Origin of the sequence: Empedobacter sp. GD03739 (genome assembly GCF_029843245.1) — a bacterium.
GTDB classification, from domain to species: domain Bacteria; phylum Bacteroidota; class Bacteroidia; order Flavobacteriales; family Weeksellaceae; genus Empedobacter; species Empedobacter falsenii_B.
Window position 1 is genome coordinate 15,281 of sequence record NZ_JAOCHX010000039.1, and the last position, 12,137, is coordinate 27,417.

Consider the following 12,137-nt stretch of genomic DNA (forward strand, 5'->3'; position numbering starts at 1 on the left):
TTAAGCTTTCAGCCTTAAGCCTTCTAAAACGCCACAGTTTTAAGATTAAGTCCTAAGTTTTCTTCCCAACCGAACATCAAGTTCATGTTTTCTACGGCTTGTCCAGAAGCTCCTTTTGTTAGATTATCGATGATAGAAGTGATTAACAATACATCGTCTTGTTTCTGGATATGTAAAAAACATTTGTTGGTATTTACGACTTGTTTCAATGCAATTGGTGCGTCAGAAACATGTGTAAAAGGTTCGTTTTTGTAATATTCGTTGAAGATATTTTTTGCTTCTTCTTCTGATAAATCAGATTTTAAATAAACACCTGCTAAAATTCCGCGCGCAAAATCTCCTCGCATTGGTAAGAAATATACTTTGTTATTGAAATCTTTTGCTAATTGATTCAATGTTTGGTAAATTTCTCCTTCGTGTTGATGTGTAAATTCTTTGTAGAAAGAAACGTTATTATTTCGCCAGCTAAAGTGCGTAGAAGCTGATAAACTTTGTCCAGCACCTGTAGAACCCGTTACAGCATTGATGTGAATATCATTTTTGATTTCATTTTTCGCTGCCAATGGTAACAATGCTAATTGAATAGCTGTTGCAAAACAACCTGGATTTGCAATATTTTGAGCTGTTTTGATTGCTTCGCGATCTAATTCTGGTAAACCGTAAACAAACGTTCTATCTTCGAAAATGTGGTTCTCATTTAATCGAAAATCGTTGCTCAAATCAATAATTTTTGTGTTGGCTGAGTATTTATTATTCTTTAAAAACTCTGCCGATTTTCCGTGACCAAGGCATAAAAAAACGACATCAGCATTTTCGTCTATTTTATCCGAAAATACGATGTCAGTTTCTCCAAACAAATCGTCGTGCACTTTGGTAACGGGGTTGCCTGCATTTGATGTACTGTACACAGACGAAATATTAACCATCGGGTGATGTATCAATATTCTTAGCAGTTCGCCTGCTGTGTAGCCAGCACCTCCTACAATGCTTACGTTAATTTTGTTTGTCATTTGTTATGTTTTGCGCGTGTTTTTTTAAGGTATAATACCTCTACTATATTTCTAAAATAAAGTGGACTCGTTGGAATCCACTTTAAAGAATCAATTAATCGAAACTATGAACAATCTTTAATTGATTACCAAATATTTTGATGAAACCTCTTGCATCTCTACTATCCCAAGCTTCGTTTTCTTCTCCATAAGTAGCGACTTTAGATTGCATCATATCATAAGGCGATTCGATTCCAATCATTGAGAAATGATAAGGATTTAATTGTACTTTCACTTTTCCTGTTACATGATTTTGAGAAGATTCTAAGAATGCTTCGATATCACGCATTACTGGATCCAAGTATTGTGCTTCGTGCAATAAAGTTCCGTACCAGTTTGATAACGAATCTTTGTGCAACAATTGCCATCTTGTAAGTGTATGTTTTTCTAATAAGTGGTGTGCTTTGATTAATAAATAAGCTGCTGGCGCTTCGAAACCTACACGTCCTTTGATACCTAAAATTGTATCTCCTACGTGGATGTCGCGACCAATTGCATATTCACCACCGATTTCGTTTAATTTTTGAATTAATGCAACTGGAGATAATTTTTCTCCATCTAAACCTACTGGAATACCTTTTTCAAATTCAATTTCGATAACAGATGGTTCTGTTCTTGATAATTGTGTTGGATAAGCTTCTTCTGGCAACGCTTGGTTAGATGTTAATGTTTCTACTCCACCAACAGATGTTCCCCAAATTCCTCTGTTAATAGAGTATTTAGCTTTTTCCCAACTATAGTTTACACCATTTGCTTGTAAATATTCTACCTCTTGTTGACGAGATAATTTTTCGTCGCGAATTGGTGTGATGATTTTAGATTGTGGTGAGATAACTGCAAAAGCAACATCAAAACGAATTTGATCATTTCCTGCTCCTGTAGATCCATGTACAATGTATTCTGCATCTACATCTTTTGCATACTGAGCAATTGCAATTGATTGGAACATACGTTCTGCACTTACTGATAATGGGTAAGTGTTATTTTTTAAGATGTTTCCGTAGATTAAGTAGCGAACACAATCGTTGTAATATTTGTCTGTAATATCAATTGTAACGTGTTTAGAAGATCCTAATTCGTAGGCACGTGCTTCGATATCTTTTAACTCTTCTGCCGAAAATCCACCAGTATTTACAATTACTGTATGCACTTCCATTCCTTGATCTTTTGTTAAGTTAACCAAACAGTACGATGTATCTAAACCTCCACTGTAAGCTAAAACTGCTTTGTTGCTCATTGTTTGTTTATTTGTTTATATTGGGAATAATTCTTCTTAATTCATTGGTAACCTCTTCTCGGCTACTCTCTTCTTTCATTACGATTAATACCGTATCGTCTCCAGCTATTGTTCCAATTATGGTATTGAAATGTGTGTTGTCAATCTCAAAAGCGATTCTGTTTGCATAACCTGGTTTTGTTTTGATAACTCCCAAATTTTTAGAGAAAATCAAACTTGCATTTTCGTTATGTGTAACGGTTGCTGTTGGAACAGCACTTTCTGTAAGGCGATAAATGTATTGTCCTGAACTATTAGGAACTTTTGAAACTTTCAATTCGCGCAAATCTCTCGATAAAGTTGCTTGAGTAACGGAGATATCTAAATCGATTAATTTTTTTAATAATTCGTCTTGATTACTTATTTCTTGATCTGTTATTAAATCTTTTATAATCTGGAATCTGTATTTTTTATTACTCATTTTGAATATTTATTCGAAATTTTATGCAAATATACTCATTTTAGACAAAAAAAAACCTTAGTTCGTATATTTATTCATCTTCTTTTTTTGATTGATTTGCCAATGCGCGCTTAGCGTACTCGTCATCAAGGTTATCATAAACCAATCCTGTACAAATACAACGCTCACGATCATTTTCCATCAAGATGTGATAGTTTTTACAACTTTTACATCCATTCCAAAATTCATCCGATTGTGTTAATTCCGAAAATGTTACTGGCTTGTATCCTAATTTTGTGTTCATACGCATTACAGCTAAAGAAGTTGTAATACTAAAGATTTTTGATTTCGGGAATTTTGTACGTGACAATTCAAAAACAGCGTGTTTTATTTCGCGTCCAATTCCTGAACTCCTTAAATCTGTACGAACAATTAAACCTGAGTTTACGACGAATTTTTCTTCTTCGTACGTTTCTATGTAGCTAAACCCTGCTATTTGATCATCATCATCAAAAGCAATCACAGCATTTCCATTACGCATTTTGCGTTCAAGATAAACTGGATTTCGTTTAGCAATACCCGTTTTTCTCATACGAGCTGATTCTTCGTACCATTCGCACAACAATTCTGTGTACTTGGCATCATCTGCATTTGCTATTCTAACATACATAATTTAAGGGAAAGTCGATTAATAAAGAGGAATTGAGAAAAGATGACCTTTTGTCATCACACTTAAGTAAAATATGAGAACCAAAAGGTGTGCTTTCATTGCGAAAGCTACTCTCATAATTGAGAAGAACAATTTCAGTAATTTCTTCCATTAATCAACAAGATATTCAGTTATTATACTGAGATGCAAAGTTAAATATTATATTTTTGTATCACCAAAAAAAAGCAAACAAAATTTACATATTTATTAAAATGTTGAAAATTATTAAAATAGGAGGCGGAATTATCGATAACGAGCAAGACTTAGAACAATTCCTACAAACGTTTTCCGAAATTAAAGAACCTAAAATTTTGGTTCATGGAGGAGGAAAAGGTGCTTCGAAGATGTTAAATCAATTGGGAATCGAACCAAAAATGATCGAAGGTCGTCGCATTACAGACAAACCAACATTGGATGTTGTCACAGGATTATATGCTGGAAATTTGAACAAATCTATCGTTTCTAAATTACAAGAATTTGGATGCAATGCATTAGGATTATCTGGTGCAGATGGTAATGCAATCAAAGGTTCTAAGCGTCCTGTAAAAACTATTGATTATGGTTTTGTTGGAGATTTGAATCATGAAAGTGTCAACAAAGAATTATTTCAATTATTAATTGATAACAATATCACACCAGTAGTTTGTGCGATTACACATGATGGAAATGGACAATTGTTGAATACTAATGCAGATACTATTGCCTCTACAATTGCGGTTGCTATGTCACAAGAAAATGAAGTAGAATTAAATTTCTGTTTTGATAGAATTGGCGTACTTCGTGATGTAAATGATGACACAACATTGATTCCAAAAATTAACGAAACTTTATATTTGCAGTTAAAAGAAGAAGGTGTAATTTTCGAAGGAATGATTCCAAAATTAGACAATTCATTCAAAGTAATCAATGCGGGTGTAAAAAATGTATGTTTGGTGCACGCGCGCTACATTAACTCAGAGATTAAAACAATTTTATGTTAGAATTAACTGTTCTCAAAAAGAAAGCTGTCGATTTGTTGTGTCAATTAATCGAAACTCAATCTTTTTCGAGCGAAGAAGATAAAACGGCCGATATTATTTTCAAGTTTTTAACTGATCATGGTGCTACGGCTCATCGTCAGAATAACAATGTTTGGAGTATTCATCCAAATTTTGATGAGAACAAAAAAACAATTTTATTAAACTCTCATCACGACACTGTAAAATTTGGCTCTTCTTGGACATATGATCCATTAAAAGCTACAATCGAAGGTGATAAATTAGTAGGTTTAGGAAGTAACGATGCAGGAGCTTCTGCGGTAAGTTTATTAGCCACTTATATCAATTTTTTGAATGATGATTTACCATTTAATCTAATTGTCGCAATCACAGCTGAAGAAGAAAGTTCAGGGCAATTAAATGTTGCAAGTATTTTACCTAATTTACCAAAAATCGATTTGGGAATTGTAGGAGAACCTACGCAAATGGACATGGCAATTGCAGAACGTGGTTTGGTTGTAATGGACGTAATTGTAAAAGGAAAAACTGGACATGCTGCAAGAAACGAAGGTGTAAATGCAATTTACGAAGCGATTGATGTGATGAATTGGTTCAAAACGTATCAATTCGAAAGAGTTTCGGATATGTTAGGACCAGTTAAAATGACGGTTACACAAATTGAAGCAGGAAAGCAACACAATGTTGTGCCAGATGAATGTCGTTTGGTTGTAGATTGTCGTGTAAACGAATTGTACTCAAATCAAGAAGTCGTTGATATTATTTCGAGTTGTTTACCAAAAGCAGAAATTAAAGCACGTTCGTTGCGTTTAAATTCTTCACGTATTTCAGAAAATCATCCAATTGTACAAAAAGGAATCGAATTAGGTTGTACAACATATGGTTCGCCAACAATGTCGGATCAAGCAATGATGAATTTCGAAACGGTAAAAATGGGACCTGGAGATTCAGCTCGTTCTCATACACCAGACGAATATATTTATTTATCCGAAATAGAACATGGAATTGAACGATATACAAGTTTATTAAAAGATTTTACGTTTTAAATTAAGAATAAACTCTTATAATCGAAAAAGCATCTTCATACAATTGAAGATGCTTTTTAATTTTATCAAAACTGATAATTAAAACCTGCAAAACATAAAGATATGTTCTAAAAATTAAACACAAAAAAAGAGGCTAATTAATTTTAGCCTCTTTTTTTATATATGAAATTAAGTCTTACTCAATTTGCATTTTAACTGGAATGTTGAAATTCAACTTCGCAGCACGACCATCTTCTGTTTGAGCAGGTTTGATCGTTTTCCCTCTTTTTTGTTGACGTTGTGTAATACGCTCTAAAGCTTTTTTAGCTTCAGGACCTAACTTAGCATCACCCATTGGAGAAATTCCAACGATTCTACCTTCAGTGTCAATTTGGAAAGAAAGTTTAGCAGCTACTACACCAGATAAACCTTGACCAGCAGCGTCATTCGCAAAATCTTGCAACTCGTCTTGTAAATCTTGTGATAACTTTTTAGATAAACAGTCTGTTGCAGCTTGTTTACCTTTTGCAGCATCTTTCTCACAACCAGGATATACCGCCATTACAGCCGCTGTACGAGCAGTTACTGTAGATGGAGCTGCAGGTTCTGTACCTTTCCCTGGATTAGGAGTACTTGGTGTATCCTTTGGTGCTTCTTTTTTAGTATTTACTTCATTAGCACCTCCAGTTTGTGTTGTTGATTTTGGCCCTTCTCTATCTACTAAACCTAAATCTTTATCGGCCATTTCCTTTACTTCGACAATAGGCTCTTCTTTTTTAGGCTGAGCTTTAGGTTCTGGCATAACCACTCTAACCTGAGCTGTTTCTTCTTGATATCTTTGTTCTGGCTCTGGCTTTGGTGGCTCTGGTTCAACCACTTCTTCCTCTTTTGGAGGCTCAGGAATATTCAAATCCTCAAGCTGAACATCTACGACTACGTCTTCTGACTTTTTACTTTCAAACAAACCTGTTGCAGAAGCAATAAGACCAAAAGCTAAAATCGCAATTACTATAAATCCACGAATGAAAGCTTTCAATAATGTACTCTTCTCAGACATTCTCATGTCATAAGCTCCATACGCTTTATTTCTACCTTCAAATACAATCTCGTCTAAGGATTTTAGTTTGTTGTTATTTTCTGACATTTTAATTCTTTTAAATTTAACAATTAAACTAATTATTTACCTACTTTTTCGTCGAACACTTTTTGTTCAAAAGGTGCAACAGGTACGATTCCGTAACGAGTAGACTTTGTAATTTCCATTTCATCTAAGATAGTTACTAAATTATCATACGTAGCATCATCCATAGGTTTGATAATTACAGTAAACTTATCTTTATCTGCTCTACCTTGTGCTGCTGTAATAACATCACGAATTTTAGAGTAGTCAGTTTCATTTAGAGTTCCTCCGTTTAATCCTGCCTGATCTTGTTGATGCCAAAATAACTTATTATCCTTTCCAATTAAAATTGATATAGAATTATTCAATTTTATTTCTGGTTTATCAGTTGGATCTAATTTGTCAATTTTTGGAGGCATATTCAAGTTCATTACATTTGGTTTGATCGATGTCGCCGCAAACATAAAGAAAGTAATTAATAAGAAACCTAAATCAACCAAAGGAGCCATATCGACTTTCGTCGAATTCTTTTTGGAACGGACTTTCTTTCCGCCACCGTCATCGTGACTTTCTATTTGTGCCATTTTCTAATTTCTTAATAATTATTCTTGAGATGTAATTAACTGGAACTTATTCATATTTTTCATTTGCAATTGTTGAATCAAATTCTTGAATTGAATATATTCAGATTTTTGATCCCCTTTAATTGCCAAGAAAATATCTGGGTTCACTTCTTTTGCTTCAAATACCCAATCAATTAATTCTTGATTTTTGTTCGGTATCGTATCTAATGGAATACCAGGATGATATGATTGTTGTTTATCAGTAGACTGATTCAAATAATTTCTCATCTCTTTCATTGGTACACCAAACTCTACTATGCTTTTGAATGCATTCTTTTCAGCATCTGTAAACTTTACTCCGTACTTATCACCCATTCTTTCTAATGTAGGAATACGATCTTTTTCTTCTAATCCGAATAAGAACTTACCTTCACCATCAATTTTAATGATCATCATGTTTTCAGCAGCCATTTTTTGGTTCGAAACAGATGTTGGTGTTACGACAGGAACAACTTCAGGTTCTCTAAAGTTAGATGTCAAAATAAAGAAAGTTAACAAAAGCCAAGCCATGTCAGACATAGCTGTTAAGTCCATCGAAGGACCTCTTCTTTTTGGTTTTACTCTTGCCATTTTCTCTGTATTATTAATTAATATTCTAAATTGTTTGTTGTTTGATTTTGTCCTTATACTATCCTTCTAAGGCTTCGTCAATTGAATATTAATTGTGAGCAGAGAAAGATTGTTGGATACTCATTCCTACTTCGTCAATTTTGAATGTTAAATCATCAATTTTAGAAGTTAAGAAAGCATACATAATAATAGCGAATGCAGAAGCACCAATACCCATACCTGTATTAATTAAGGCTTCGGCAATACCTACTGATAATTGAGCTGCATCTGGAGATCCTCCTCCTTCACCTAATGCGAAGAATGCTTTAATCATACCGATTACTGTACCCATTAAGGCAATTAACGTACCTACAGAAGCAATTGTAGAGATAATAGTCATGTTTTTCTCTAATGTTGGCATTTCTAATGTAGTCGCTTCTTCTAACGTTTTACCTAATTGAGCTAATTTTTGCTCTTTGTTTAACGTTGTGTCGTTTTCTAAAGCTTTGTAAGTTGTTAAACCTTCTTTAACTACGTTACCTACAGCTCCTTTTTGTTTGTCACATAATTCGATTGCTTTGTTAACTTCATTTTTGTTTAATAAAGCACGAATGTCATTTACAAACTTCTCAGCAGATCCAGTTCCTTTTGCTTTGTTTAAAGCGATAACACGGTCAATTGAGAAAACGATTACCATAAAGAAGAAAGACATTAAGAATGGAATAATCACCCCTCCTTTATGAATAATTCCTAAAAAGTTTAAAGGATTACCTTTTTCTACATCTCCTCCTTCGAAATTACCTTCTGCTCCAAATACAAACTTGAAGATCCCCATTGCGATTGCAATTAAAATGATCATAGTAATCACAGGGTTAAGACCTCCCTTTTTAGTTTTAGCTGGTACTGTTACATTCTTTTCCATTTACTAATTCTTTTAAATATTATGATTTTTATTAATGTGGGTGTAAATTAAGTGAAAATTTTTTAATTCTTCTAAATTTTTTACGTTGTTATCATATTAAATTTTCAATCTACTTGAAATCAATAGAATTTTTTACTGATTTGACAATTAAAAAATAATCAAAACAATATATCTAATATTAAACAATGTATAATTTTATTAAAATCAGCCTTTCCACAAAAAATAACCTATCGCAAATTTATTCAATAATTATACATATTTATATTTTTTTTTAAGAATTAAATTATTATTTTGACTTTTGCACTTCAATAATTATAAATGCTATGAAAGTTTGTATTGCCGAAAAACCTAGTGTTGCTAAAGATATCGCCAAAGTAATTGGTGCGAATCAAAAGCACGATGGATACTATGAAGGAAATGGATTTCAGGTCACTTGGACTTTCGGACACTTGTGTACATTAAAAGAACCGCAAGATTATACACCCGAGTGGAAAAGCTGGGATCTTAATTATTTGCCAATGATTCCGCAAAGTTTCGGAATTAAATTAATTGCAGATAAAGGTGTCTCGAAACAATTTCATATCATCGAAAAATTAGTCACGAACGATCAAGTCGACGAGATTATAAACTGTGGCGATGCTGGACAGGAAGGAGAATTGATACAACGTTGGGTTTTACTTAAAGCGCGTGCTAAAGCGCCAATGAAGCGTTTATGGATTTCTTCGTTGACAGAAGAAGCAATTAAAGAAGGTTTTGATAATTTGAAAGATGGAGAAAAATATTTCAATCTTTTTTCTGCAGGACAAGCGCGTGCAATTGGCGATTGGTTACTAGGAATGAACGCTACACGATTATTTACCAAAAAATTTGCGCCGCCAAAAACAGTTCTTTCTATTGGTCGTGTGCAAACACCTACATTAGCAATGATTGTACAGCGTCAAAAAGAAATCAATGCGTTTATTATTGAGGAATATTGGGAATTGAAAACGATTTTCAAAGAAGTAGAGTTTAATGCGACAATACCTCGTTTAAAATCTGAAGAAAAAGCCAAACAAGGTTTAGATTTCATCAAAAATCGAGAGTTTGAAATCATTGATTTCGAAGTAAAAGAGGGTCGTGAAAAAAATCCTCGCCTATTCGATTTAACTGCTTTACAAGTAGAAGCGAATAAAAAATATGCGTTTTCGGCAGAAAATACCTTAAAATATATACAAAGTCTTTACGAGAAAAAATTTGTGACCTATCCTCGTGTTGATACCACTTATCTTTCGGAAGATATTCACCCTAAAGTTCCTGGAATTTTAAATAAATTAACCGCTTATCAAAATTTGATTGCTCCTTTGATGACACAACCAATTCCGATGTCAAAAGCAGTTTTTGATAATACAAAAGTAACCGATCACCACGCTATTATTCCGACAGAAATCTTTCCACAAGGTTTATCGAACGAAGAAAAACGTATCTATGATTTGGTTGCGCGACGTTTTATTGCTGTTTTTTATCCAGAATGTAAAGTTGCCAACACAACTGTCGAAGGAAAAGTTGAAAATACAGGAAAAGATGGACTACTTTCTGCGATAAATTTTAAAGCTACGGGAAAACAAATTCTCGAAATAGGCTGGCGTGAAGTCTATGCAAAAGATAAAAAGGAAGACGAAAAAGATGAGGAAAAAATAATGCCGATTTTTGAGATTGGTGAAAAAGGTCCTCACGAACCATTTATTCACAAAGGAAAAACAACTCCACCAAAACATTATACAGAAGCAACTTTATTGCGAGGAATGGAAACTGCTGGACGACAAGTGGATGATGAAGAAATGCGCGAATTGATGAAAGAAAATGGAATTGGTCGACCTTCTACGCGTGCAAATATTATCGAAACCTTGTTTCGTAGAAAATACATAGAAAAGAAAAAACGTAATATTATCGCCACACAAACTGGTATTGATTTGATTGATACCATTCAAAATGAATTATTAAAATCTCCTGAATTGACGGGTGTTTGGGAACGAAAACTTCGTTTGATTGAAAAAGGTGAATACGAATTAGAACAATTTAAGCAAGAATTGATTGAAATGGTTTCGAAACTAACATTTGATGTAAAAAATAGTTACTTCAGACCAATCGCTTCTCATCAGAATTCAGTTCAAATAGCTGAAAAACCTAAAAAGGAACGTAAACCAAAAGAAGAAATTAATCTGGAAGATGCAACTTGTCCAAAATGTAAAACACATAAATTAGTCAAAGGAAAAGCCGCTTATGGTTGTGCAAACTTTGCAGCATGTGGATTCAAAATTCCGTTCGAGTTTATGGGTAAAAAATTAACTGATAAACAAATTTTGGATTTGTTAACCAAACAAAAAACTGGAAAAATGGCTGGCTTAATCAATCCTGAAAATGGAGAAAAAGTTACTGGTAAAGCTATTTTAGGAATGAATTTCGATTTAGAATTTGAAGAAATGTAAAAAAAATAAAGCGAGTTTCGAAATTCGAAACTCGCTAATTATATTTCTCTAACGTTTCTTTCAAAATTGTTTTGACTTTTTCTTTCAATTTTTTAGGTTCGATAATTGTAACTGAACGACTCATAGAAAGAATTTCGCTGATAAAATCTTCGGTCAAAAATAGTTCTAAACCAATTAAAACTTCATCGTTTTTAGTTTCTAAAATTTGTTGGGATTCGTGCAAAGGCAAAGATTCTAAATAGGCCGCTTGTTTTTTGGTCACAGAAAGCACTATTTTTTCTGGTTTTTCTGAACTTGGAACAATAATCCCGAACGAATATTTGTACTTATCATTGTAATTAAACTCGATATTATCATCAATTTTATCTCTAAGAATCAAAACTTTATTCATTCGTTCCAAACCAAAATTTTTGACAATTCCTTTATCATCCGCAATCAAATACCATCGGTTATTGTGCTCTCTAATTGCAATTGGAGAAACTTTACGAATCGTTTCTTTTTCCTCTCCAAATTTTTGATAATGAAATTCAATTTTCTTTTTTCCTTGAATTGCTTGTACTATATCTGGTAAAAATTCGGCGCGTTTTGGTTTTCTTTTTTCCAAATACACAATAGATTCGAGCGAATTTGTCAATTTCAAAGCAGAAAAACTATTAATTTCTTCTAAAGTTTTCAGAAATAAATCAGAGCTATAATCGTCTTGAATAATATAATATCCACGCTGACTGCGACTATACATTATATCAATTCCCAATATATTTCTGATTTCTTGAATATCGCGCTGTAATGTACGTTTAGAGAAATTAAACTCTAATGTATCATCATTAAGTTGAAGCATTTCAAATTCTCTTTCCAAAAAACGCTCTAAATCTTCATAAGAACAATATTTTTGTTGTGATAATTTACGAACAATATTGAAATAACGCGCGATATAACCTTGTTTTGACATTGAATTGGAAGTGTTTGAGCAAACTTAAGTTATCTGTAATTAAAAACAAAAAAAA

Annotated in this window: 12 protein-coding genes; 3 read left to right on the forward strand and 9 right to left on the reverse strand. The window is 33.2% G+C overall.

Going from position 1 to position 12,137, the window contains the following annotated elements; all coding sequences use genetic code 11:
• Nucleotides 1-23 precede the first annotated feature (23 nt).
• From argC to N5E64_RS12120, 4 genes are all read right to left on the reverse strand, one after another.
• Nucleotides 24-1,010: an N-acetyl-gamma-glutamyl-phosphate reductase gene (gene argC / locus N5E64_RS12105; RefSeq protein ID WP_280037738.1), complete on the reverse strand. Its 987-nt coding sequence runs from the start codon at nucleotides 1,008-1,010 to the stop codon at nucleotides 24-26.
• Between the two features lie 94 nt (nucleotides 1,011-1,104).
• Complete coding sequence (gene argG, locus N5E64_RS12110; protein ID WP_125350294.1) at nucleotides 1,105-2,286, reverse strand: argininosuccinate synthase; 1,182 nt, start codon at nucleotides 2,284-2,286, stop codon at nucleotides 1,105-1,107.
• Between the two features lie 7 nt (nucleotides 2,287-2,293).
• Nucleotides 2,294-2,746: an arginine repressor gene (locus N5E64_RS12115; protein WP_038336857.1), complete on the reverse strand. Its 453-nt coding sequence runs from the start codon at nucleotides 2,744-2,746 to the stop codon at nucleotides 2,294-2,296.
• A 70-nt stretch (nucleotides 2,747-2,816) separates the two neighbouring features.
• Nucleotides 2,817-3,395: a GNAT family N-acetyltransferase gene (locus N5E64_RS12120; protein WP_038336858.1), complete on the reverse strand. Its 579-nt coding sequence runs from the start codon at nucleotides 3,393-3,395 to the stop codon at nucleotides 2,817-2,819.
• Between the two features lie 251 nt (nucleotides 3,396-3,646).
• Between N5E64_RS12120 and argB the strand changes: the two genes are divergently transcribed.
• Nucleotides 3,647-4,414, forward strand: a complete 768-nt coding sequence (gene argB / locus N5E64_RS12125) for an acetylglutamate kinase (protein ID WP_280037739.1) — start codon at nucleotides 3,647-3,649, stop codon at nucleotides 4,412-4,414.
• The gene (locus N5E64_RS12130) at nucleotides 4,408-5,475 is read left to right on the forward strand and encodes a M20 family metallo-hydrolase (RefSeq protein ID WP_125350296.1); all 1,068 of its coding nucleotides are present in this window, start codon (nucleotides 4,408-4,410) and stop codon (nucleotides 5,473-5,475) included. The genes argB and N5E64_RS12130 overlap by 7 nt, the downstream gene beginning before the upstream one ends.
• 175 nt (nucleotides 5,476-5,650) lie before the next feature.
• Here N5E64_RS12130 and N5E64_RS12135 read toward each other — a convergent pair whose 3' ends face one another.
• The 4 genes from N5E64_RS12135 to N5E64_RS12150 all read right to left on the reverse strand — a co-directional run bounded on the left by N5E64_RS12135 (nucleotide 5,651) and on the right by N5E64_RS12150 (nucleotide 8,668).
• Nucleotides 5,651-6,598 (reverse strand): hypothetical protein, encoded by a 948-nt coding sequence (locus N5E64_RS12135; RefSeq protein ID WP_038336862.1) that lies wholly within the window; start codon nucleotides 6,596-6,598, stop codon nucleotides 5,651-5,653.
• 32 nt (nucleotides 6,599-6,630) lie between these two features.
• A complete protein-coding gene (locus tag N5E64_RS12140) occupies nucleotides 6,631-7,158 on the reverse strand; it encodes a biopolymer transporter ExbD (RefSeq protein ID WP_038336863.1) in 528 nt (175 codons plus the stop codon).
• 18 nt (nucleotides 7,159-7,176) lie between these two features.
• Nucleotides 7,177-7,767: a biopolymer transporter ExbD gene (locus N5E64_RS12145; protein ID WP_280037740.1), complete on the reverse strand. Its 591-nt coding sequence runs from the start codon at nucleotides 7,765-7,767 to the stop codon at nucleotides 7,177-7,179.
• Nucleotides 7,768-7,855: 88 nt separating this feature from the next.
• Nucleotides 7,856-8,668: a MotA/TolQ/ExbB proton channel family protein gene (locus tag N5E64_RS12150; protein WP_038336866.1), complete on the reverse strand. Its 813-nt coding sequence runs from the start codon at nucleotides 8,666-8,668 to the stop codon at nucleotides 7,856-7,858.
• 323 nt (nucleotides 8,669-8,991) lie between these two features.
• On the opposite strand from N5E64_RS12150, the gene N5E64_RS12155 reads away from it, so the two are divergent.
• Nucleotides 8,992-11,133, forward strand: coding sequence for a DNA topoisomerase 3 (locus N5E64_RS12155; RefSeq protein ID WP_280037741.1), 2,142 nt, complete (start codon nucleotides 8,992-8,994; stop codon nucleotides 11,131-11,133).
• Nucleotides 11,134-11,167: 34 nt separating this feature from the next.
• Here the strand turns inward: N5E64_RS12155 and N5E64_RS12160 are convergent, their stop codons facing one another.
• On the reverse strand, nucleotides 11,168-12,082 hold the full coding sequence (locus tag N5E64_RS12160; RefSeq protein WP_038336869.1) for a YafY family protein: 915 nt from the start codon (nucleotides 12,080-12,082) through the stop codon (nucleotides 11,168-11,170).
• Nucleotides 12,083-12,137: the final 55 nt, after the last annotated feature.

Bases quoted from the DNA above. Each gene is read 5' to 3' on its own strand.
- N5E64_RS12115 (WP_038336857.1), bottom strand. From the start codon at position 2,746: ATGAGTAATAAAAAATACAGATTCCAGATTATAAAAGATTTAATAACA.
- argG (WP_125350294.1), bottom strand. From the start codon at position 2,286: ATGAGCAACAAAGCAGTTTTAGCTTACAGTGGAGGTTTAGATACATCG.
- N5E64_RS12145 (WP_280037740.1), bottom strand. From the start codon at position 7,767: ATGGCAAGAGTAAAACCAAAAAGAAGAGGTCCTTCGATGGACTTAACA.
- N5E64_RS12120 (WP_038336858.1), bottom strand. From the start codon at position 3,395: ATGTATGTTAGAATAGCAAATGCAGATGATGCCAAGTACACAGAATTG.
- N5E64_RS12150 (WP_038336866.1), bottom strand. From the start codon at position 8,668: ATGGAAAAGAATGTAACAGTACCAGCTAAAACTAAAAAGGGAGGTCTT.
- argB (WP_280037739.1), top strand. From the start codon at position 3,647: ATGTTGAAAATTATTAAAATAGGAGGCGGAATTATCGATAACGAGCAA.
- N5E64_RS12155 (WP_280037741.1), top strand. From the start codon at position 8,992: ATGAAAGTTTGTATTGCCGAAAAACCTAGTGTTGCTAAAGATATCGCC.
- N5E64_RS12160 (WP_038336869.1), bottom strand. From the start codon at position 12,082: ATGTCAAAACAAGGTTATATCGCGCGTTATTTCAATATTGTTCGTAAA.
- N5E64_RS12140 (WP_038336863.1), bottom strand. From the start codon at position 7,158: ATGGCACAAATAGAAAGTCACGATGACGGTGGCGGAAAGAAAGTCCGT.
- N5E64_RS12130 (WP_125350296.1), top strand. From the start codon at position 4,408: ATGTTAGAATTAACTGTTCTCAAAAAGAAAGCTGTCGATTTGTTGTGT.
- argC (WP_280037738.1), bottom strand. From the start codon at position 1,010: ATGACAAACAAAATTAACGTAAGCATTGTAGGAGGTGCTGGCTACACA.
- N5E64_RS12135 (WP_038336862.1), bottom strand. From the start codon at position 6,598: ATGTCAGAAAATAACAACAAACTAAAATCCTTAGACGAGATTGTATTT.